The organism is Bacillus sp. CCNWLW194 (assembly GCF_037120585.1).
GTDB lineage: Bacteria > Bacillota > Bacilli > Bacillales > Bacillaceae_G > Bacillus_A > Bacillus_A basilensis.
This window is the reverse complement of the sequence record NZ_JBBBBL010000010.1, coordinates 90,372-111,123: the sequence shown is the minus strand read 5'-3', so window position 1 is coordinate 111,123 and position 20,752 is coordinate 90,372. Positions and strand designations below refer to the sequence as shown.

The window sequence follows — 20,752 nt, the reverse complement described above, 5'->3', positions numbered from 1 at the left end:
TTACCAAATTATTTAAAGGATATATAGCAAATGGAGGCGGAATATATGAACTTTCGTTTTAATGAAGAACAGCAAATGATGAGGAAAATGGTTCGAGATTTTGCACAGAAGGAAATTGCACCTTTTGTTCCTAGTATGGAACAAGGGGTGTTCCCAAAAGAGATTTTGCAGAAGATGGGTGAGCTTGGATTAATGGGAATTCCAGCGCCTGCAAAATACGGCGGCGCAGAAATGGATTTTATTTCGTATATTTTAGCAATTGAAGAAATTTCAAAGGTAAGTGCAACGGTTGGTGTAATTTTAGCTGTACATACGTCAGTTGGAATGAATCCGATTTTATATTTTGGAACAGAAGAACAGAAGCAGAAATATGTTTCTAAGCTTGCGACTGGTGAATATTTAGGTGCATTTGCATTAACAGAACCAAATGCAGGATCAGATGCAGGAAGTTTGAAATCCAGAGCTGTAAAGAAAGGCGATCATTACATTATTAATGGATCGAAAGTGTTCATTACAAATGGCGGTGAAGCAAGTACATATATTGTATTTGCTTCTACAAATCCTGAGGCAGGAAAGAGTGGGATTTCTGCATTCATAGTAGAGAAAGATACACCAGGCTTAATTATCGGCAAAGATGAGCATAAAATGGGACTTTTCGGTTCTCGCACAGTACAGCTTACGTTCGAGGATATGATAGTGCCGGCTGAGAATTTACTTGGTGAAGAAGGACAAGGATTTAAGGTAGCGATGGCGAATTTAGATGTTGGACGAATTGGAATTGGTGCACAGGCTTTAGGAATCGCTGAAGCGGCGCTTGCATGTGCAATTGATTATGCAAAAGAACGTGAGCAATTCGGAAAGCCAATTGCGGCACAGCAAGGAATCGGATTCAAACTTGCAGATATGGCAACTAGTGTAGAAGCATCGCGATTACTCGTATATAGAGCAGCATCGCTAAGAGCACAAGGATTGCCATGCGGTAAAGAAGCATCTATTGCGAAATTATTCGCTTCTAAAACAGCCGTTGAAGTTGCGATTGAAGCGGTGCAAGTATTTGGTGGTTACGGTTATACGAAAGATTACCCAGTAGAAAGATTTTTCCGTGATGCGAAAATCACGCAAATATATGAGGGAACGAGTGAGATACAAAAACTTGTTATTAGTCGAGCTTTATAGAAGAACGAGGGGGAGACGGGAATGCATTTTAAACTATCCGAAGAACATGAAATGATCCGAAAAATGGTTCGGGATTTTGCTAAGAACGAAGTAGCACCGACAGCAGCTGAGCGTGATGAAGAAGAGAGATTTGATCGAGCGTTATTTGATCAAATGGCAGAGCTTGGCTTGACGGGTATTCCGTGGCCTGAAGAGTATGGTGGAATTGGAAGCGATTACTTAGCGTACGTAATTGCTATTGAAGAATTATCTCGCGTTTGTGCTTCGACAGGTGTAACACTGTCTGCGCATACTTCACTTGCTGGATGGCCGATTTTTAAATTTGGAACGGAAGAGCAAAAGCAAAAGTTTTTGCGACCGATGGCTGAAGGGAAGAAAATTGGCGCATACGGCTTAACGGAACCAAGTTCTGGATCGGATGCTGGTGGGATGAAGACAACAGCAAAAAGAGATGGAGACCATTACATTTTAAATGGATCGAAAATATTTATTACAAATGGCGGCATTGCTGATATTTATGTTGTTTTTGCGTTAACTGATCCCGAATCGAAGCAGCGTGGCACGAGCGCGTTTATTGTGGAAAGTGATACACCAGGATTTTCAGTTGGGAAGAAGGAAAGTAAGTTAGGGATTCGCTCTTCACCAACAACTGAAATTATGTTCGAAGATTGCCGTATTCCTATAGAGAATTTACTAGGGGAAGAAGGACAAGGGTTTAAGATAGCGATGCAAACATTAGACGGTGGCCGTAACGGTATTGCAGCGCAAGCGGTTGGTATTGCACAAGGTGCTTTAGATGCTTCCGTAGAATATGCAAGAGAGCGTCATCAGTTTGGGAAACCAATTGCGGCGCAGCAAGGAATTGGCTTTAAACTTGCAGATATGGCAACGGATGTGGAGGCGGCGCGTCTTCTAACATACCAAGCAGCTTGGCTTGAGTCGGAAGGGCTTCCGTACGGGAAAGAGTCAGCGATGTCAAAAGTATTTGCAGGCGATGCAGCAATGAAGGTGACGACTGAAGCAGTGCAAGTATTTGGTGGTTACGGTTATACGAAAGATTATCCAGTAGAGCGTTATATGCGAGATGCAAAGATTACACAAATATATGAAGGAACACAAGAAATTCAAAGGCTCGTAATTTCTCGTATGTTAACGAAGTAGGAGCAAAGGCGTAGGTATTTTCCTACGCTTTTTCCTTCCAAAAAATAATAGAGAGAGGTGAAGGGGATGGTTAAACATAATGTACATGCGTCCGTGAAAGATGAGAAATTAGTCGCGTTAAGGCGTGAACAAATGATTAAAGGTGCGGTGCAATTGTTTAAGCAAAAGGGATTCCCGCGTACAACAACGAGAGAGATTGCAAAGGCAGCTGGGTTTAGTATCGGAACACTTTATGAGTACATTCGCACAAAAGATGATGTTTTGTATTTGGTTTGTGATAGCATTTATGAACATGTAAAAGAAAGGTTAGAGGAAGTAGTTTGTACAGAGAAAGGGAGTATAGAAAGTCTAAAGGTAGCAATAACGAATTACTTTAAAGTGATGGACGAATTGCAGGAGGAAGTATTAATAATGTATCAAGAGGTACGCTTTTTACCGAAAGAATCACTCCCGTACGTATTAGAAAAGGAGTTTCAAATGGTAGGAATGTTCGAGAATATTTTAGAACAGTGTACGGAAAATGGAACATTTACATTAGATGAAAAAGAAATACAGCTTCTTGCACATAATATTTTTATACAAGGACAGATGTGGGGATTTAGACGTTGGGCGCTGCAAAAACTATATACGCTCGAAGAATATACAGAAATGCAAATTAGGTATGTGCTGCAAGGGGCCCATATGCTTCCGAAATAAGGAATGGATAAATTATAATTTTATTGCTATATAAAGTTTCCCGTTTTTTTTGTAGCATATTTGTGCGACTTTTGTTTATAATGAATAGTATGGATTTTTTTAAGCAGACCGTTATATATAAGGTTATATTTGAAGAAAGGAAGTGCCGCATAAGTGAATTTTAAGCAATATTCACCAGAAGAGCTAAAAGAATGTTCAATGATTGAAGTTGTACATAGCGTTTTAGGGGATAAAAGACAAGCAACGACATTCAACGAGTTGGTTCAAGAAATCGCTCAAGTGCTGGGACTATCTCAAGAGCAAGTTAATGCGAAACTCGCACAATTTTATACAGACTTAAACATCGATGGACGTTTCATTAATTTAGGAGAAAATCGTTGGGGGCTACGCAGCTGGTACCCATATGAGCAAATTGATGAAGAAATCTTGCCTCAACCAAAACCGAAGAAGAAACGTAAAGTTGAAGAAGACGGTTTTGACGACTACATTGAAGAAGAAGACTTCGACGATGCAGACGGAAATGTAGACGAAGATGATGATGTAGAAGATTTGGACAAGGTTCTTGAAGAAGAAGACGGAGACGACGATGATCTTGATGATTTAGATGAAGATGATGACGAAGACTTCGCTGAAGAAGAACTTGAGTATGATGAAACTGAAGAAGAAGAAGAGGAAGAGCTGTAGTTCTTGACTTTTCATTATCGTCCATGTAGAATCATTTTTGGGCTCTTTAAAAAAGGACGATAATACTTTTAAAGTGTAAATATAAAAGAAAATTGCTCCCTACTTATTACTTTATGTAATGAGGGGAGCAATTTTCTTTTTTGTTTTTTGTTTAGAATATAAAAAGAGTCTAACAATAAGATGGATACAGTGTTATCTACATACGTTGCGCTTTGCAACGGTGATTATATAACAGCAAAATAGAAGGGAGCTTTTTCATGACTAAGTATATTTTTGTAACAGGCGGTGTAGTATCGTCTCTAGGAAAAGGTATTACAGCAGCATCTCTTGGAAGACTTTTAAAAAATCGTGGTTTAAACGTAACTATTCAAAAGTTTGATCCATACATTAACGTAGACCCAGGGACTATGAGCCCATACCAACACGGTGAGGTATTCGTAACAGATGATGGTGCAGAAACTGACTTAGACCTTGGTCACTATGAGCGTTTCATCGACATCAACTTAAACAAATACAGCAATGTAACAACAGGTAAAATTTACTCTTCAGTTCTTCAAAAAGAGCGTCGTGGTGAATACCTAGGAGGAACAGTTCAAGTTATTCCTCACATTACTAACGAAATTAAAGAACGCGTATACCGTTCTGGTCGCGAAACAAACGCGGATGTTGTTATTACAGAAATCGGTGGAACTGTTGGTGATATCGAGTCTCTACCATTCTTAGAAGCAATTCGTCAAATTAAGAGCGACATTGGTCGTGACAATGTAATGTACATTCACTGTACGTTAATCCCGTATTTAAAAGCAGCGGGTGAAATGAAAACAAAACCAACACAACATAGTGTTAAAGAACTTCGTAGCTTAGGTATTCAACCAAACATTATCGTTGTTCGTACAGAACTGCCTGTTTCTCAAGATATGAAAGACAAGCTTGCATTATTCTGTGACATCGATACAAAAGCAGTTATCGAAGCTCGCGATGCAGATACTTTATATGCGGTTCCATTATCTCTTCAAGAACAAAACATGGACCAAATCGTTTGCGATCACTTGAAATTAGACAATCCAGCTGCAGATATGACAGAGTGGACTGCGCTAGTTGATAAAGTACGTAACCTTTCTAAGAAAACAAAAATCGCTCTTGTTGGTAAATACGTAGAGCTTCAAGATGCATACATTTCTGTTGTAGAAGCACTTCGTCATGCAGGTTACTCTTTCGATACAGATGTAGAAGTGAAATGGGTAAACGCTGAGCACGTAACAGCAGAGAACGTACAAGAATTAGTAGGAGACACAGATGGTATCCTTGTACCAGGTGGCTTCGGAGATCGTGGTGTAGAAGGTAAAATCGTTGCAATTCAATATGCTCGTGAAAACAAAGTTCCATTCTTAGGAATTTGCTTAGGTATGCAACTTGCATCAATTGAATTCGCACGTAACGTATTAGGATTAGAAGGAGCTAACTCTTCTGAGATTAATCCTGATACTCCGTATGCAATCATCGACTTATTACCAGAACAAAAAGATGTAGAAGACTTAGGTGGTACACTTCGTCTTGGTCTATATCCATGTAAGCTTGCTGAAGAAACAAATGCATACAATGCTTACAATGAGCCGGTTGTATATGAGCGTCATCGTCATCGTTATGAGTTCAACAATCAATTCCGTCCGGATATGGAAAAAGAAGGATTTGTATTCTCTGGTACAAGCCCAGACGGTCGTCTAGTTGAAATTATTGAATTAAAAGATCACCCTTGGTTCGTGGCAGCACAGTTCCACCCAGAACTAGTTTCTCGTCCAAACCGTCCACAACCATTGTTCCATGACTTCGTAAGAGCTTCTATTACGAATAAAGAGAGCAAGTAATAAAAAAAGCGCCTGAAATAGGGCGCTTTTTTTAATATTCATTTAACATTTCATCAATTGTAAATTTGATTCCGTGATATGCAAATAAAGCTATCATTAAGCTTGGGAATCCGTAGCGATTACCTTCATCGTCTGGAATAAGACCTTTTAACAACTTTGTATCAATATGTACATCTGTATATTGCTCTAGCGATTCAGTACCTTCTTGAATAGCAGAGATGCCGACAATAGAGTGTCCATTGGCTTGAAGTTTTTTGGCTATTGCTACAACTTCTTCATCTGTTGAAAAACGGCTGATAAGAAGTACACGATCTGCAGAAGTTACTTCTACTTCTTTACCATCTTCATATAATCGTTTTGCTTGCTTCATTGGTTCAGCACCGAATAGTGCTTCAGCGACAACGCCCTCCATTTCATTTGTACCATGTAAATAAATGAAACCTTCGCCAACTAATGCTTGAGCAAGTAGACGGGCGCTATCCTCTATATTCATTTCCTCTTTTTGAGAAACTCTGGAGAAATAACCACTTAATTGGGTTGAAAAAATTTTTAACATAATGTTACTCCCTTCGTACGTGTTTACCGGCTTTCATTATAGTTTATTTTTTTAGAAAGGTGAAATCGAAGGGTGGCATAACAAAATAGGAAACGGTAAAATAAGAAAGAATAGGAAGGAATTTGCCAAAGAATAGCGAAAATTAATCGTTAAGATATAAGAAGCTTTAAATCTTGTATTTACACAGAAAGGTTGGGAGTTATGGAAGGGAAAATTTTAATCGTTGATGATCAATATGGCATTCGTGTGTTATTACATGAAGTGTTCCAAAAAGAAGGTTATCAGACATTCCAAGCAGCGAATGGATTTCAAGCTTTAGATATCGTGAAAAAAGATAATCCGGATTTAGTAGTGTTAGATATGAAAATTCCAGGTATGGATGGTATAGAGATTTTAAAGCATGTAAAAGAAATTGATGAAAGTATTAAAGTGATTTTAATGACTGCTTATGGAGAGCTTGATATGATCCAAGAAGCAAAAGATTTAGGTGCTTTAATGCATTTTGCTAAACCATTTGATATTGATGAAATTCGTCAAGCGGTGAGAAATGAGCTCGCTGTAGAGGCATAAAAATGAATTTTTTATAAAAAATATGGAAAAAAGCGTTTACATGGACTATTGTGCAGGTGAATACGGTTGAGTTTTTGAGTACAAGTTGTTATCCTATTGAGTGTAGAAAAAAGTCCGGTATGTAGATATACATATTTTACCTTATTCTGGTCATACTACCAGCGATAAGAACTTATCGGATACAAAAAACGTTTTTTAGGAGGATTCACCATGCCTTTAGTTTCTATGAAAGAAATGCTAAACAAAGCACTAGAAGGAAAATACGCAGTTGGTCAATTCAACATGAACAACTTAGAGTGGACTCAAGCTATCTTAGCTGCTGCGGAAGAAGAAAAATCTCCTGTAATCCTAGGTGTATCTGAGGGTGCAGCTCGTCATATGACTGGTTTCAAAACAGTTGTAGCTATGGTTAAAGCTTTAATCGAAGAAATGAACATCTCTGTTCCTGTAGCGATTCACCTTGACCATGGTTCAAGCTTCGAAAAATGTAAAGAAGCAATCGATGCAGGTTTCACATCTGTAATGATCGACGCTTCTCACCACCCATTCGAAGAAAACGTTGAAACTACTAAAAAAGTAGTAGAATACGCACACGCTCGTAACGTATCTGTTGAAGCTGAGCTTGGAACAGTTGGCGGACAAGAAGACGACGTAATCGCTGAAGGCGTAATTTACGCTGATCCTGCAGAGTGTAAGCACCTTGTTGAAGCAACAGGTATCGATTGCCTAGCTCCAGCTTTAGGTTCTGTACACGGTCCTTACAAAGGTGAGCCTAACTTAGGATTCGCTGAAATGGAACAAGTTCGTGACTTCACTGGCGTACCTTTAGTATTACACGGTGGTACTGGTATCCCAACTGCTGATATCGTAAAAGCTATCTCTTTAGGTACTTCAAAAATTAACGTAAACACTGAGAACCAAATCGAGTTTACAAAAGCTGTTCGTGAAGTATTAAACAAAGACCAAGAAGTTTACGATCCTCGTAAATTTATTGGACCTGGCCGCGACGCTATTAAAGCAACTGTTGCTGGTAAAATGCGTGAGTTCGGTTCTAACGGTAAAGCGTAAGAATAAAATTCCGTTTTGGAAACCGTCTAGTCTTTTAGACGGTTTCCTTTCGTTGTATAATGAAAGCGTGAACAAGTATAAAGATTTTATCATTTTTTTTTGAAATAGAAAATAATGAGCATAGTCCTATTAATAAATGTGATAACGTATCTAAATTGATAAAGTGAATTCGATGAATAGTTAATCTTTATCTATTCGTACTACAGGAGAAATGAAGATAATGGTTTCCTATTTATTGAGTTTTGGGATGGAAAAGTAATTGAGATTCTTAAGGGGAGCTTTCTATAAAAATATAGAAAGTAAATACATTCACAAGAAGGGAGCTCAATATGGAAAAATTGCTAATTGAAGGCGGAAGAGCTTTAAATGGAACAATTCGCGTGAGTGGTGCAAAGAACAGCGCCGTTGCACTAATTCCAGCGACAATTTTAGCAGATACTCCAGTAACTATTGGTGGTGTTCCTAATATTTCGGACGTGAAAATGTTAGGAGACTTACTAGAGGAAATTGGAGGAAGAGTAACTTATGGACAGGAGGAAGAGATGGTAGTCGATCCTTCTAACATGGTTGCAATGCCTTTACCAAACGGAAAAGTGAAAAAATTGCGTGCTTCTTATTATTTAATGGGTGCGATGCTTGGCCGTTTTAAAAAAGCTGTTATTGGGCTTCCGGGTGGATGTCATTTAGGACCGAGGCCAATTGATCAGCACATTAAAGGGTTTGAAGCGTTAGGTGCACATGTTACAAACGAACAAGGTGCTATCTATTTAAGAGCAGATGAACTACGCGGTGCACGTATTTATTTAGATGTTGTTAGTGTAGGAGCTACGATTAATATTATGCTAGCAGCTGTGCGCGCGAAAGGTAGAACTGTTATTGAAAACGCAGCAAAAGAACCAGAAATTATTGATGTAGCTACATTGTTAACAAGTATGGGTGCACGTATTAAAGGTGCTGGTACAGATGTAATCCGAATTGATGGTGTGGATTCACTGCATGGTTGTCATCATACGATCATTCCAGATCGTATTGAAGCGGGTACGTATATGATTTTAGGTGCTGCGTCAGGAGGAGAAGTGACAGTTGATAATGTTATTCCTCAGCATTTAGAGTCAGTTACGGCAAAGTTAAGAGAAGCTGGTGTCCAGGTTGAAACGAACGATGACCAAATTACAGTGAACGGTAATAGAAGGTTAAAAGTAGTTGATATAAAAACGCTTGTATATCCAGGTTTCCCAACAGACTTACAACAACCATTTACAACACTTTTAACAAAGGCGCATGGAACGGGTGTTGTAACGGATACGATTTACGGCGCGCGCTTTAAACACATTGATGAATTACGTCGTATGAATGCACAAATTAAAGTAGAAGGTCGTTCGGCAATTGTAACTGGTCCTGTTTTATTGCAAGGTGCAAAAGTGAAAGCAAGTGATTTACGAGCTGGAGCGGCTCTTGTTATTGCAGGGTTAATGGCGGATGGAATTACAGAAGTAACCGGACTTGAGCATATCGATCGAGGCTATGAAAATATAGTAGACAAGCTTAAAGGGCTTGGCGCAAACATTTGGCGAGAACAAATGACAAAGCAAGAAATTGAAGAGATGAAGAACGCATAAGTGATACTTCCGCAAGGGGGAAGCGAAGCATCACTACTTGCGGAAGTACACTTTATAGAAAAACACGGTTCACAAAATACGGCATAAATATAAAGACTTAAAGGAGAGGGATTATTGTGGAAAGAAGTTTATCTATGGAGTTAGTACGTGTAACAGAGGCTGCAGCTTTATCATCAGCGCGTTGGATGGGACGCGGGAAAAAGGATGAAGCAGACGGTGCAGCAACATCAGCTATGCGTGATGTATTTGATACAATTCCGATGAAAGGTACAGTTGTAATTGGTGAAGGTGAAATGGATGAAGCACCAATGCTATATATCGGAGAAAAATTAGGTACAGGATATGGTCCACGTGTAGACGTTGCAGTTGATCCTTTAGAAGGGACAAATATTGTGGCAGCTGGTGGATGGAATGCTCTTGCTGTTATTGCAATTGCAGATCACGGTAATTTGTTACATGCTCCTGACATGTACATGGATAAAATCGCGGTTGGCCCAGAAGCGGTTGGAGCAGTCGATATTGATGCGCCTATTATTGATAACCTACGTGCAGTTGCGAAAGCGAAGAATAAAGATATTGAAGATGTTGTAGCGACAGTTTTAAACCGTCCACGTCATCAAGCGATTATTGAAGAAATTCGTAAAGCTGGTGCTCGTATTAAATTGATTAATGATGGAGACGTAGCAGGTGCAATTAATACTGCATTCGATCGTACAGGTGTAGATATTTTATTCGGTTCTGGTGGTGCGCCTGAGGGTGTATTAGCAGCAGTTGCATTAAAATGTTTAGGCGGCGAGATTCACGGAAAACTATTACCACAAAACGACGCTGAATTGGAGCGTTGCAAAAAGATGGGTATAGAAGACATCAACCGTATCCTTCGCATGGAGGACTTAGTAAAAGGTGACGATGCAATCTTTGCAGCAACAGGCGTAACAGACGGAGAACTATTACGCGGCGTTCAATTTAAAGGTAGCGTAGGAACAACACAATCTCTTGTTATGCGTGCAAAATCAGGCACAGTACGCTTCGTAGATGGACGTCATAGCTTGAATAAAAAACCGAACTTGGTTATTAAATAAAGGGTGGAAGCGGCTCGTTCATAATCATAAATGGCCTATTTATCGCCATTTAAAATAGGGTGAGTAGAAAAAAGTAAGAAATATAAAAAGCGAAGACAAACTTTCTTGTCTTCGCTTCTTGTATTTGTGTTCCAACGTATTGATTAAAACTAGATAAAAGGGTTACAATAGTGAATATTACCCTACTTGAACTTATTGCCTTTCATTATTAATTATTTGCCTTCCGTATTTTTTCCCTTTACCCATGTGAAAAGAGAATAACGTTAAAGTGTGGTGTCTGAATGAATTTGTCAATTGCAGCATTAGAAAACATGAAATTAAAAGAGTTATACGAGCTTGCGAAAGAATTTAAGATTTCGTATTATAGCAAATTAACGAAAAAAGAGTTAATTTTTTCTATTTTGAAAGCTCGAGCAGAAAAAGAAGGTTTCTTCTTTATGGAAGGCGTATTAGAAATTATTCAATCAGAAGGATTTGGATTCCTACGTCCTATCAACTATTCTCCAAGCTCAGAAGATATTTATATCTCAGCTTCGCAAATTCGTCGTTTCGATTTACGTAATGGAGACAAAGTTTCTGGTAAAGTACGACCTCCGAAAGAAAATGAACGCTATTTTGGGTTATTACAAGTTGAAGCTGTAAACGGAGATGATCCAGATTCAGCAAAAGAGCGTGTGCATTTCCCTGCATTAACACCATTATACCCAGATCGCCAAATGAAGTTGGAAACGGAACCGAAAAAGTTACCGACACGCATCATGGATTTAATCGCACCAGTTGGATTTGGACAACGTGGTTTAATTGTCGCGCCTCCAAAGGCTGGTAAAACAAGTTTATTAAAAGAAATCGCACACAGTGTTACAACAAATCATCCGGAAGCTGAATTAATTGTACTTTTAATTGATGAGCGTCCAGAGGAAGTAACAGACATTGAACGTTCTGTTAAAGGAGATGTTGTAAGTTCTACTTTTGATGAAGTACCAGAAAATCATATTAAAGTAGCGGAACTTGTGTTAGAACGTGCAATGCGTCTTGTAGAGCACAAAAAAGATGTTATCATTTTAATGGATAGTATTACCCGTTTAGCGCGAGCTTACAACCTTGTTATTCCGCCAAGTGGTAGAACATTATCGGGTGGTATCGACCCAGCTGCCTTCCATAGACCGAAGCGCTTCTTCGGAGCTGCGCGTAATATTGAAGAAGGCGGTAGCTTAACTATCTTAGCAACAGCGCTTGTTGATACAGGGTCTCGTATGGACGATGTAATTTACGAAGAATTTAAAGGAACTGGAAATATGGAACTTCACTTAGATCGTTCATTAGCTGAGCGTCGTATCTTCCCGGCAATTGATATTCGTCGTTCTGGTACACGTAAAGAAGATCTATTAATTCCGAAAGAACATTTAGACAAGCTATGGGGTATTCGTAAAACAATGCGTGATACACCAGACTTTGTTGAAAGTTTCTTACGTAAACTTCGTCAAACAAAAACAAATGAAGAATTTTTACAAAACATTGTTGCAGATTCGAAAAGATATGTAACAACTAAGTAAAGGGAAAAGATTGGGACTCGCTTATTTTGTGATAAGCGAGTTTTTTATGTTTTTTAGGTGATGTTAAAGAGATATGAGTGGAAGAATATTAGTTGATTATCGCCGGATGAGCTGCCTCCACTTTAAGTTAATATCCAGCTCCAGCGGCTAGAATGGTCGGTGGCTTCGCGTCTTCCTATGAGGCAAAAAGCGCCTCTACGTCAGAAGCTCCATCCCCCTCCCATTCTGAACGAGCCGCTTGCGCTTTTAAAATTAAAAAGACAAAAACAGGTAGTTGCAAAATGAAGTTAGCCTTGTTATAATTTCATCATATGTGTTTCATCAATATAGTTGTGTATGCAGCTGAAGATGAAAAACTCTGTTTCGAAAATGATTCAGGGCGGAAGGAGATGAAAAGAATGAAAGCAGGAATTCACCCAGATTACAAGAAAGTTGTATTCATGGACACAAACACAGGCTTCAAATTCTTAAGCGGATCTACTAAAGGATCTAACGAGACTGTTGAGTGGGAAGATGGTAACACTTATCCATTACTAAAAGTTGAGATCAGTTCTGATTCTCACCCATTCTACACTGGACGTCAGAAATTTGCTACTGCAGATGGACGCGTTGACCGCTTCAATAAGAAATACGGTATTAAGTAATAAAAACATAAAACAGGCAAGTGTATGTATTCGCTTGTCTGTTTTTTTTGCGAAAATATTATACCTTTACCCTACTTTTAACTAAAAAGTAGATGAAAGGAGAGCTTCATGTACTTAATAAATCAAAATGGCTGGATTGAAGTGATTTGCGGTAGTATGTTTTCTGGCAAATCAGAAGAGCTAATCCGTCGTGTGCGCCGTACGCAATTTGCAAAACAACATGCAATTGTATTTAAACCATGTATTGATAATCGTTATAGTGAAGAAGATGTTGTATCACATAACGGATTAAAGGTAAGAGCAGTTCCTGTTTCAGCTTCAAAGGATATATTTGAACATATTACAGAAGAGCTGGATGTTATTGCAATCGATGAGGTGCAATTTTTTGATGGGGACATTGTGGAAGTGGTGCAAGTATTAGCAAATCGTGGCTATCGTGTCATTGTAGCTGGTTTAGACCAAGATTTCCGTGGTCTACCATTTGGACAAGTTCCTCAGCTGATGGCGATTGCTGAACATGTAACAAAACTACAAGCAGTATGTTCTGTATGTGGATCTCCAGCAAGTCGTACACAACGATTAATTGATGGAGAGCCAGCGGCATTCGATGATCCGATTATTTTAGTTGGGGCTTCAGAATCATATGAACCACGTTGTCGTCATTGTCATGCAGTTCCTGCAAACAAAGATAAGTAAAACTCGCTGTGTAGGGCGGGTTTTTTTCAAAATAGAGAGAATGAGTGGTCAAGCCGCTTGCGCTTTTAAATATAATTTGCGTTTTTTTGAGTAAGTACCATATACTATTTGTATTAGATACTAGGATGTAGAGGTGAATGATGTGTTAGATCGTTTGCAAGCTGTAGAAGATCGTTATGAGAAGTTAAATGAATTGTTAAGTGATCCAGAGATTATTAGCGATACAAATAAGCTTCGTGAGTATTCAAAGGAACAATCTGATATACAAGATACGGTAGAGGTGTATCGTGAGTATAAAGATGTTCGTGAGCAATTAAAAGATGCAAAAGCAATGTTAGAGGATAAGTTAGACGCAGAAATGCGTGACATGGTAAAAGAAGAGGTTTCTGAGTTAGAAGCACAAGAAAAAACATTATCAGAGCGTCTGAAAATTTTACTTGTTCCAAAAGACCCTAATGATGATAAGAACGTTATCGTTGAGGTTCGTGGAGCTGCTGGTGGCGACGAGGCCGCTTTATTTGCTGGTGACTTATACCGTATGTATAGCCGCTATGCTGAGGTGCAAGGTTGGAAAACGGAGATTATCGAGGCTAGCTATACAGAATTAGGTGGATATAAAGAGATTATCTTTATGATTAACGGTAAAGGTGCTTTCGCGAAGCTGAAATTCGAGAATGGTGCTCACCGTGTACAACGTGTTCCTGAAACAGAATCTGGTGGACGTATTCATACATCTACAGCAACTGTAGCTGTATTACCAGAGGCAGAAGAAGTAGAAATTGACATTCATGAGAAAGACGTTCGTGTTGATACATTCGCTTCTAGTGGACCTGGTGGACAGAGCGTTAATACAACGATGTCAGCGGTACGTTTAACGCATTTACCGACTGGTGTAGTTGTATCATGTCAGGATGAGAAATCACAGATTAAGAATAAAGAAAAAGCGATGAAAGTATTACGCGCACGTGTTTATGATAAATTTAGACAAGAAGCACAAGCTGAGTATGATCAAAACCGTAAACAAGCTGTTGGTACGGGTGATCGTTCAGAGCGTATTCGTACGTATAACTTCCCGCAAAACCGTGTTACAGACCATCGAATCGGTTTAACGATTCAAAAGCTAGATCAAATCTTACAAGGTAAGTTAGATGATTTCATCAATGCCTTAGTGATGGAAGATCAGGCTCAAAAGATGGAGGCAGCTGAGTAATGCGTGTCTATGAAGCCCTGAAATGGGCTTCTTCTTTTTTACAGGAAAATGGACGAGATGAAAATGCGGGAGAAATTGTCCTTTGTCATGTATTAAAGGTGAACAGAACAGGATTATTGATGAATATGCGTGAAGAAATAACTGTGGAACAAGAAACGAGTTTTACAGAGTTTATCCACAAGCATGTAGAAGGTATTCCGATTCAATATATGATTGGTTATGAAATGTTTTATGGACGATCGTTCTTTGTGAATGAAGAAGTATTAATACCAAGACCGGAAACAGAAGAGCTTATAGTGGGAGTATTAGAAAGAATCGAGCGCCATTTTGGTGATGAGAAACTACATGTAGCAGATATCGGTACAGGTAGCGGAGCGATTTCGATTACACTTGCTTTAGAAAATAAAAATCTTCATGTGTATACGGTAGATATTGCGCAGGAGTCGATTGAAGTTGCAAAAGAAAATGCAAAAACTTTGGATGCAGAAGTAACGTTCTATCACGGTGATTTATTATCGCCGTTTTATAAAACAGGTCAAAAGTTAGATGTTGTCGTTTCAAATCCTCCATATATACCGGAAGAGGATTGGCGTGGTCTATCTCCTGTTGTGAAAGAGCATGAGCCAAAGAGAGCGCTTGTTGGCGGTGAAGATGGATTAGATTTTTATCGCCGTTTTATGGAAGAATTGCCGAATGTGCTGCAGAAGAAAGCAATTGTGGCGTTTGAAATCGGAATAGGGCAAGGTGAAGATGTAAAGGCATTGTTACAACAAGCTTTCCCACATGCTCGTGTTGAGGTTGTTTTTGATATTAATGGAAAAGACCGTATGGTATTTGCAGAGATGGAGTAAGGTTCACACCTTACTCTATTTTTTTGTGGAAAAATTCATATAGATTTTGAATTTAATAGTTTAGAAAGATGAAAGTCTGTCCACACTGTTTGTAGAAGGGACGGTGGAGGAAATGAAAAAACAAGTTATTGCTTATCTTCTTCTATTATTAATTGGTGCACAGTTGCTTGTGCAGTTTGGATATATGAAAGCTGATGCGAAAGGGCCTTCAGTTATTCCGAAAGAGGCCGTTCGATTACGAATTTTAGCAAATAGTGATTCAGATAAAGATCAGGCGTTAAAGCGCAAAGTGCGTGATGAAGTAAAAACGCAAATTGATGGTTGGGTAGCGGATTTAACTTCATTTGAAGAGGCGCGTAAAGTCATTCAAAGTCATATTCCAGAAATCGAAAAAACAGTGGCCGATACGTTGAAAAAAGAAGGAAGTAAAGATTCATTTCAAGTGAAATTCAGTAAGAATGTAAAGTTTCCTACAAAGGTATATGGGAATTTTATTTATCCAGCAGGGGAATATGAGGCGGTATTGATTACAATTGGAGAAGGTGAAGGGGCGAACTGGTGGTGTGTATTATTTCCGCCGATGTGTTTCTTAGATTTTTCAAGTGGTACAGCTGTAAGGAAAGAAGAACATGTTGTGAAGGCTGAATCTCCTGAAGAGGAGCAGGTAAAACAAATAGATGAGGAAGTAGTAGATACAGAAGAGAAAAAAGAGGATGCGGTGAAAGAAAAGAAAGTTGTAAAGCAGGAAGTCGCAAAAAAAGTAACAGCTTCTGAAAAGAAAGTAGTAAAAAATGAAACGAAAGTAGAAGAACAATCTGTAAGTAAAGAGGAAACAAAAACTGTGGAAAAAGTGGAGAAACCTGTGGAACAAAAACAAGATAAACAAAATGAGTATGTAAAAATAGAGGAGGAAGAAGAAAAGCCGGAAGTTAAGTTGTTTATTGTAGAGGCTTTTACATCTTTATTCTCTAAATAGTACTATTAGTAGATCCCTTCTCATATATAAAAAAGAGGAGGGATTTACTATGAAGAAGGTATATTTTGCTACGAAAGCAGATGTGGAAAGATTGCATTCTTTTTTCGGACAAGCTAATAAAAAAGATGATAAAATAAATGAGTTGTACGCGCAATTTATGATTTTGGAAGAGGCGGAAGAAATACGGGCTGTCATTGGATATGAACAAAGTGAAGAAAACGCACTTATTCGTTCTTGTTTATTCACACCTAATGTGGATAAACAGACTTTCTTATATTTTTTTGAAATGTTTTTGCAGTATATGAAAGAAAAAAACATTCGACAATTGTACTTATTAACAAATCATCCACAATCTATAACGATCTTTCAGTTTTTTGACTTTGTTACTATAGAGAAAGAAAACGTACCAGAGGGAATTCGACAGTTAGAACACTTTTGTAAAAATATAAAAGAGCCAAATGCAATAATACTAAATTGTCAGCTATTCACAAAGTTATCCACGGATTAATTAGGTTTATCCACATTTTGTGGATAAACCTTGTTTGTCTTTTGGATAAATCTCATAGTAAACTAAAAATAGACAAGTATTTCAGGGTAGAAAAGGACGTGGGAAAAAATGCATACAAATATGTGGGTTGTGGATAATGTTGTGGAAAGAAAAAAATATTATCCACAGTTACAAGAAGCAGCAAAATTATTAAGGGAAAACGAGGCAATTGCCTTCCCTACAGAAACGGTATATGGATTAGGCGCAAACGCGATGAATGATGAAGCAATCGCGAAAATTTTTGAAGCGAAAGGAAGACCGAGTGATAATCCACTGATTGTCCACATCGGTACAAAATCTCAGTTAGATGGGATTGTGAAGGAAATTCCGCCAGTTGCAGAGAAGTTAATGGAGCATTTTTGGCCAGGCCCGTTAACAATTATTTTGCCTAGAAAAGAAGGAATTTCAGAGAAAGTGACGGCAGGACTTAATACAGTTGGAGTAAGAATGCCTGATCATCCAGTAGCGCTTGCTCTCATTGAGGAGGCAAATGTACCTGTTGCAGCACCGAGTGCGAATCGCTCTGGGCGTCCAAGTCCGACGCTAGCGTCTCACGTATATGAAGATTTAAATGAAAAAATCGCAGGTATTGTAGATGGTGGTGCAACAGGAGTTGGCGTCGAATCGACTGTAATTGATTGTACGAGCACTATTCCGACGATATTACGCCCAGGTGGAATTACGAAAGAACAATTGGAAGCGGTGATCGGTACGGTTTCTTTAGATCCGGCTTTAAAGGACGAGAAAGAAAAACCGAAATCACCCGGAATGAAATATACACATTATGCACCGAAAGCGCCACTTAGTATTGTTGAAGGGTCACGTGAGTTTATTCAGCACCTTGTGGATGAGAAGAAGGAAGAAGGATTCAAGGTGGGCGTATTAACGACAGAAGAGTATCAGCATATATATAGCGCGGATGTTGTATTATCTTGTGGTGTTCGAAGCGATTTAGCTAGCGTTGCGACTAAATTATATGATGTACTTAGAACGTTTGATGCAAGTGATGTGGATGTTATTTTTAGTGAATCATTCCCGGATGAAGGAATAGGAAATGCGATTATGAATCGCTTAACAAAAGCGGCAGGACATCAGATTATTACTGAATCATAAGGTACGATTAGCAAACAGAATATTTCTCCTCGGATAAGCATATTTTGAAGTAGCACGTCCGAGGAGGGACATGAATGACGTTTGAACAGCTAATACCTTTAATAATTATGGCATTCGCCTTAGGAATGGATGCATTCTCGGTGAGTCTTGGTATGGGAATGATGACCTTAAAGGTAAGACAAATCCTGTATATCGGTATGACGATAGGGGTATTTCATATTATCATGCCATTTATAGGGATGGTATTAGGTCGTTTTTTATCAGAGAAGTATGGAGACATTGCACATTTTGCAGGTGCTATTTTATTAATTGGACTAGGATTTTATATTGTATATTCCTCTATATTGGAGAATGAAGAGACTAGAACGGCCCCTATTGGAATTAGCTTATTCGTATTTGCATTTGGCGTTAGTATAGATAGTTTTTCAGTAGGGCTTAGTCTTGGTATCTACGGAGCACAGACAATTATTACGATATTACTTTTTGGATTTGTTAGTATGTTATTAGCGTGGATTGGTTTATTCATTGGTAGGCATGCGAAAGATATGCTCGGTACATACGGTGAGATAGTAGGTGGTATCATTCTGGTTGGATTTGGATTATATCTCCTTTTTCCTATATAATTTTAAGGGGGAGGGCGCTATGAAAAAGTTATTGGAATGGTACATTCAATTTGTAACTTTTTTTCCTAGATGGTTACGACTGCTTATTATTTGGGGTGTTATTTTGCAAATTTCAATTTTAGGTTGGATTAAGTTAATTCGCGAATAGTAAAATAGTTCCTTTCTGTGCATAGTTTTGTTTGTACTATAATGATTGCGCTAAAAAATTACACATATAGAAAGGATGAGATGAATGACGAGATTGAAGCAAGTTTTTGGTATTATTATTAGTTTCTTTGTCTTTTGGTTTAGTATGCTCGGTGTACAAATGTTTGCTGAGTTTTTAGATATTGAGTCATTGAAGTTTGTGGCGGGAAAAACGGAGGCAGCGCGTGCTTTTTATTCTCCATACCCGTTTTTAATTGTTTTTCTGATTACATTGCTTGCCCTATATTTCTTAGTTATTAAGCTTGGGAAACCGAAAAAAGAGAAAGTGCCTACTTTAGAAGAGAAGAAGGAAGAATTACAATGAAAAAAATCCCCTGCTATTTAGCAGGGGATTTTTATGTTTAAGTGAAGGAAGTAATTGAGTTGTCTTCGCTTTTAGATATTATCCAGCTCCAGCGGCTAGAATCTCCGGTCATTTCGCTCTCTCGCTCGAAGTAAAAATCGCTTCAAGGTCGAGAGCTTAAAGTGCCCTGCGATTCTGAACGAGCCGCGTCCACTTTTAAACTGGCCTCACCAATTCAAATTGTTCGCCTAGTTTTGCGTAGTTGTGTCCTGCTAGGCGGCTTACTGGTTTTAGTCCTTCTGCATGAATGCGTCCATTTTCGTATAGGTGTTCTGCGACGTGGAAACGAACGACGCGTCCGATTAGTAGATCGCAAGCCGGTGAGTCTTCTGTTCCGCCAAGAGGAATTGCGCGTTCTAGTACGCATTCCATTCGAATATTTGCTTCTTTTACACCTGGAACGGAGATGACATCACTTTCAATTGGTGTTAGTTTTGCTAGTTCAATTTCACTTTCATTTGGCGGGAGATTAGCTGCTGTTTCGTTAATTGCCGCTACATATGATTCATCAGAGATATGTACGACAAATTCCCCTTTTTCAATTGCGTTTCGGGAAGTGTCCTTTCTTTCTCCAGCTTTTCGTTGTACAGAAACTGAGATAAGTGGTGGATTAGCAGCGACAATATTGAAATAACTATATGGTGCTCCGTTTAATACGCCGTCTTTTGTTACAGAAGTAACGAATGCGACAGGGCGTGGAATGATACTTCCCGTTAATAATTTGTAATTCTCTTTTTCCGATTGTTCATTTGGATTAATGGATAACATGCTTGAAATCCCCTTTCTAAATATGACGACTTATTGTTTGTTTACAAGATGTTAGTGGAAAACTCCTGCTGAAAATAATATTTTTATTACATAAAAAGAACTTACTTCAACCACAATGAAGTAAGTTCCGTCTAAATAATCTCGAGTTCAAGATAAAAATTATAATAAAACGTATGCACCAGGTCCGATTAAAGCTACCCCGATAGCAACGGCGATTAACATTAAGTTGTATTCATATCCGTTTTGGGTTACCCAGTAACCATTTTTTCCGTGAACAGTGAAGATTGCCATTAACATTGTTCCAACGATAAATAATGAACCAATTGCAGTGAAAATACCTGATGCGAATAAGAAACCACCTAATAATTCAGTTGCGCCAGCCATAAATGCCATGAATACACCAGGGCGTAAACCGATTGATTCCATCCAGCCGCCTGTTCCTTTTAAACCGTAACCGCCGAACCAACCAAATAATTTTTGAGCACCATGACCCATGAATGTAATACCTATAATAAGACGAATAATAAGAAGACCGAAATCCATCATTTTTGAAAACCCCCTAAAAGTTATTAACTTACCTTATGTAAGTAATAATAAAATAGTTACTTACTTTAGTCAAGTAGATTTCGAAAAAAGTTTGAAATTAATTTTACAAATTAACAACAAAAAACAAAATGTAGTAAAGACCTCTAGACAAGTTGGATAAAAAAAGAGAAAATATAAGTAGAAGTTAATTTTCTTATT

Annotated in this window: 23 protein-coding genes; 20 read left to right on the top strand and 3 right to left on the bottom strand. The window is 38.4% G+C overall.

Features of this window, described 5'->3' with window-relative positions:
• Window positions 1-45: 45 nt before the first annotated feature.
• The 5 genes from V7S50_RS22015 to pyrG all read left to right on the top strand — a co-directional run bounded on the left by V7S50_RS22015 (window position 46) and on the right by pyrG (window position 5,582).
• Window positions 46-1,176 (top strand): acyl-CoA dehydrogenase, encoded by a 1,131-nt coding sequence (locus V7S50_RS22015; RefSeq protein WP_242254199.1) that lies wholly within the window; start codon window positions 46-48, stop codon window positions 1,174-1,176.
• Window positions 1,177-1,197: 21 nt separating this feature from the next.
• Window positions 1,198-2,337, top strand: a complete 1,140-nt coding sequence (acdA, locus tag V7S50_RS22010) for an acyl-CoA dehydrogenase AcdA (RefSeq protein WP_199678081.1) — start codon at window positions 1,198-1,200, stop codon at window positions 2,335-2,337.
• Between the two features lie 66 nt (window positions 2,338-2,403).
• The gene (locus tag V7S50_RS22005) at window positions 2,404-3,033 is read left to right on the top strand and encodes a TetR/AcrR family transcriptional regulator (RefSeq protein WP_063222528.1); all 630 of its coding nucleotides are present in this window, start codon (window positions 2,404-2,406) and stop codon (window positions 3,031-3,033) included.
• Window positions 3,034-3,186: 153 nt separating this feature from the next.
• Window positions 3,187-3,717: a DNA-directed RNA polymerase subunit delta gene (gene rpoE / locus V7S50_RS22000; RefSeq protein ID WP_242254201.1), complete on the top strand. Its 531-nt coding sequence runs from the start codon at window positions 3,187-3,189 to the stop codon at window positions 3,715-3,717.
• A 257-nt stretch (window positions 3,718-3,974) separates the two neighbouring features.
• Window positions 3,975-5,582 carry a CTP synthase gene (pyrG, locus tag V7S50_RS21995; RefSeq protein WP_060632967.1) on the top strand — a complete coding sequence of 536 codons (1,608 nt, stop codon included), beginning with the start codon at window positions 3,975-3,977 and terminating at the stop codon, window positions 5,580-5,582.
• Between the two features lie 31 nt (window positions 5,583-5,613).
• On the opposite strand, the gene V7S50_RS21990 is transcribed toward pyrG, so the two are convergent.
• Complete coding sequence (locus V7S50_RS21990; protein ID WP_063222526.1) at window positions 5,614-6,138, bottom strand: DUF2529 domain-containing protein; 525 nt, start codon at window positions 6,136-6,138, stop codon at window positions 5,614-5,616.
• A 201-nt stretch (window positions 6,139-6,339) separates the two neighbouring features.
• Here V7S50_RS21990 and spo0F point away from each other — a divergent pair, with 201 nt between their 5' ends.
• The 15 genes from spo0F (at window position 6,340) to V7S50_RS21915 (ending at window position 19,201) form a co-directional block, all read left to right on the top strand.
• Window positions 6,340-6,708: a sporulation initiation phosphotransferase Spo0F gene (spo0F, locus tag V7S50_RS21985; protein WP_000398594.1), complete on the top strand. Its 369-nt coding sequence runs from the start codon at window positions 6,340-6,342 to the stop codon at window positions 6,706-6,708.
• Between the two features lie 210 nt (window positions 6,709-6,918).
• The gene (locus V7S50_RS21980) at window positions 6,919-7,776 is read left to right on the top strand and encodes a class II fructose-bisphosphate aldolase (RefSeq protein WP_001131847.1); all 858 of its coding nucleotides are present in this window, start codon (window positions 6,919-6,921) and stop codon (window positions 7,774-7,776) included.
• Between the two features lie 329 nt (window positions 7,777-8,105).
• Window positions 8,106-9,395, top strand: a complete 1,290-nt coding sequence (gene murA / locus V7S50_RS21975) for a UDP-N-acetylglucosamine 1-carboxyvinyltransferase (protein ID WP_000413263.1) — start codon at window positions 8,106-8,108, stop codon at window positions 9,393-9,395.
• Between the two features lie 116 nt (window positions 9,396-9,511).
• Window positions 9,512-10,477 carry a class II fructose-bisphosphatase gene (glpX, locus tag V7S50_RS21970; RefSeq protein WP_063222525.1) on the top strand — a complete coding sequence of 322 codons (966 nt, stop codon included), beginning with the start codon at window positions 9,512-9,514 and terminating at the stop codon, window positions 10,475-10,477.
• Between the two features lie 281 nt (window positions 10,478-10,758).
• A complete protein-coding gene (gene rho / locus V7S50_RS21965) occupies window positions 10,759-12,030 on the top strand; it encodes a transcription termination factor Rho (RefSeq protein ID WP_001053903.1) in 1,272 nt (423 codons plus the stop codon).
• A 398-nt stretch (window positions 12,031-12,428) separates the two neighbouring features.
• Window positions 12,429-12,674, top strand: coding sequence for a type B 50S ribosomal protein L31 (locus V7S50_RS21960; RefSeq protein ID WP_060632964.1), 246 nt, complete (start codon window positions 12,429-12,431; stop codon window positions 12,672-12,674).
• A 108-nt stretch (window positions 12,675-12,782) separates the two neighbouring features.
• On the top strand, window positions 12,783-13,370 hold the full coding sequence (locus V7S50_RS21955) for a thymidine kinase (protein ID WP_063222524.1): 588 nt from the start codon (window positions 12,783-12,785) through the stop codon (window positions 13,368-13,370).
• Window positions 13,371-13,512: 142 nt separating this feature from the next.
• Window positions 13,513-14,580: a peptide chain release factor 1 gene (prfA, locus tag V7S50_RS21950; RefSeq protein ID WP_063222548.1), complete on the top strand. Its 1,068-nt coding sequence runs from the start codon at window positions 13,513-13,515 to the stop codon at window positions 14,578-14,580.
• On the top strand, window positions 14,580-15,431 hold the full coding sequence (prmC, locus tag V7S50_RS21945; protein ID WP_242254202.1) for a peptide chain release factor N(5)-glutamine methyltransferase: 852 nt from the start codon (window positions 14,580-14,582) through the stop codon (window positions 15,429-15,431). Before prfA ends, prmC begins: the two co-directional genes overlap by 1 nt.
• A 112-nt stretch (window positions 15,432-15,543) precedes the next feature.
• Window positions 15,544-16,407 carry a stage II sporulation protein R gene (gene spoIIR / locus V7S50_RS21940; RefSeq protein WP_242254315.1) on the top strand — a complete coding sequence of 288 codons (864 nt, stop codon included), beginning with the start codon at window positions 15,544-15,546 and terminating at the stop codon, window positions 16,405-16,407.
• 49 nt (window positions 16,408-16,456) lie between these two features.
• Entirely contained in the window at window positions 16,457-16,915 is a 459-nt protein-coding gene (locus V7S50_RS21935; protein ID WP_000758435.1) for a mechanosensitive ion channel protein, read from the top strand.
• A 108-nt stretch (window positions 16,916-17,023) separates the two neighbouring features.
• A complete protein-coding gene (locus V7S50_RS21930; protein ID WP_242254204.1) occupies window positions 17,024-18,067 on the top strand; it encodes an L-threonylcarbamoyladenylate synthase in 1,044 nt (347 codons plus the stop codon).
• 74 nt (window positions 18,068-18,141) lie between these two features.
• Window positions 18,142-18,690 (top strand): manganese efflux pump MntP, encoded by a 549-nt coding sequence (locus V7S50_RS21925; RefSeq protein WP_242254205.1) that lies wholly within the window; start codon window positions 18,142-18,144, stop codon window positions 18,688-18,690.
• A gap of 19 nt (window positions 18,691-18,709) precedes the next feature.
• The gene (locus tag V7S50_RS21920) at window positions 18,710-18,838 is read left to right on the top strand and encodes a hypothetical protein (protein WP_257148962.1); all 129 of its coding nucleotides are present in this window, start codon (window positions 18,710-18,712) and stop codon (window positions 18,836-18,838) included.
• Window positions 18,839-18,922: 84 nt separating this feature from the next.
• Window positions 18,923-19,201 carry a DUF3935 domain-containing protein gene (locus V7S50_RS21915; protein WP_063222519.1) on the top strand — a complete coding sequence of 93 codons (279 nt, stop codon included), beginning with the start codon at window positions 18,923-18,925 and terminating at the stop codon, window positions 19,199-19,201.
• Between the two features lie 195 nt (window positions 19,202-19,396).
• On the opposite strand, the gene V7S50_RS21910 is transcribed toward V7S50_RS21915, so the two are convergent.
• Window positions 19,397-20,008: a flavin reductase family protein gene (locus V7S50_RS21910; RefSeq protein ID WP_000949041.1), complete on the bottom strand. Its 612-nt coding sequence runs from the start codon at window positions 20,006-20,008 to the stop codon at window positions 19,397-19,399.
• A gap of 159 nt (window positions 20,009-20,167) precedes the next feature.
• The gene (locus V7S50_RS21905; RefSeq protein WP_000968618.1) at window positions 20,168-20,554 is read right to left on the bottom strand and encodes a DoxX family protein; all 387 of its coding nucleotides are present in this window, start codon (window positions 20,552-20,554) and stop codon (window positions 20,168-20,170) included.
• Between the last annotated feature and the right edge of the window lie 198 nt (window positions 20,555-20,752).

Excerpts from the sequence above, each read along its gene's own strand:
- V7S50_RS22015 (WP_242254199.1), top strand. The coding sequence starts at position 46 with ATGAACTTTCGTTTTAATGAAGAACAGCAAATGATGAGGAAAATGGTT.
- acdA (WP_199678081.1), top strand. The coding sequence starts at position 1,198 with ATGCATTTTAAACTATCCGAAGAACATGAAATGATCCGAAAAATGGTT.
- V7S50_RS22005 (WP_063222528.1), top strand. The coding sequence starts at position 2,404 with ATGGTTAAACATAATGTACATGCGTCCGTGAAAGATGAGAAATTAGTC.
- pyrG (WP_060632967.1), top strand. The coding sequence starts at position 3,975 with ATGACTAAGTATATTTTTGTAACAGGCGGTGTAGTATCGTCTCTAGGA.
- V7S50_RS21990 (WP_063222526.1), bottom strand. The coding sequence starts at position 6,138 with ATGTTAAAAATTTTTTCAACCCAATTAAGTGGTTATTTCTCCAGAGTT.
- spo0F (WP_000398594.1), top strand. The coding sequence starts at position 6,340 with ATGGAAGGGAAAATTTTAATCGTTGATGATCAATATGGCATTCGTGTG.
- V7S50_RS21980 (WP_001131847.1), top strand. The coding sequence starts at position 6,919 with ATGCCTTTAGTTTCTATGAAAGAAATGCTAAACAAAGCACTAGAAGGA.
- murA (WP_000413263.1), top strand. The coding sequence starts at position 8,106 with ATGGAAAAATTGCTAATTGAAGGCGGAAGAGCTTTAAATGGAACAATT.
- rho (WP_001053903.1), top strand. The coding sequence starts at position 10,759 with ATGAATTTGTCAATTGCAGCATTAGAAAACATGAAATTAAAAGAGTTA.
- V7S50_RS21960 (WP_060632964.1), top strand. The coding sequence starts at position 12,429 with ATGAAAGCAGGAATTCACCCAGATTACAAGAAAGTTGTATTCATGGAC.
- V7S50_RS21955 (WP_063222524.1), top strand. The coding sequence starts at position 12,783 with ATGTACTTAATAAATCAAAATGGCTGGATTGAAGTGATTTGCGGTAGT.
- prmC (WP_242254202.1), top strand. The coding sequence starts at position 14,580 with ATGCGTGTCTATGAAGCCCTGAAATGGGCTTCTTCTTTTTTACAGGAA.
- spoIIR (WP_242254315.1), top strand. The coding sequence starts at position 15,544 with ATGAAAAAACAAGTTATTGCTTATCTTCTTCTATTATTAATTGGTGCA.
- V7S50_RS21935 (WP_000758435.1), top strand. The coding sequence starts at position 16,457 with ATGAAGAAGGTATATTTTGCTACGAAAGCAGATGTGGAAAGATTGCAT.
- V7S50_RS21930 (WP_242254204.1), top strand. The coding sequence starts at position 17,024 with ATGCATACAAATATGTGGGTTGTGGATAATGTTGTGGAAAGAAAAAAA.
- V7S50_RS21925 (WP_242254205.1), top strand. The coding sequence starts at position 18,142 with ATGACGTTTGAACAGCTAATACCTTTAATAATTATGGCATTCGCCTTA.
- V7S50_RS21920 (WP_257148962.1), top strand. The coding sequence starts at position 18,710 with ATGAAAAAGTTATTGGAATGGTACATTCAATTTGTAACTTTTTTTCCT.
- V7S50_RS21915 (WP_063222519.1), top strand. The coding sequence starts at position 18,923 with ATGACGAGATTGAAGCAAGTTTTTGGTATTATTATTAGTTTCTTTGTC.
- V7S50_RS21910 (WP_000949041.1), bottom strand. The coding sequence starts at position 20,008 with ATGTTATCCATTAATCCAAATGAACAATCGGAAAAAGAGAATTACAAA.
- V7S50_RS21905 (WP_000968618.1), bottom strand. The coding sequence starts at position 20,554 with ATGATGGATTTCGGTCTTCTTATTATTCGTCTTATTATAGGTATTACA.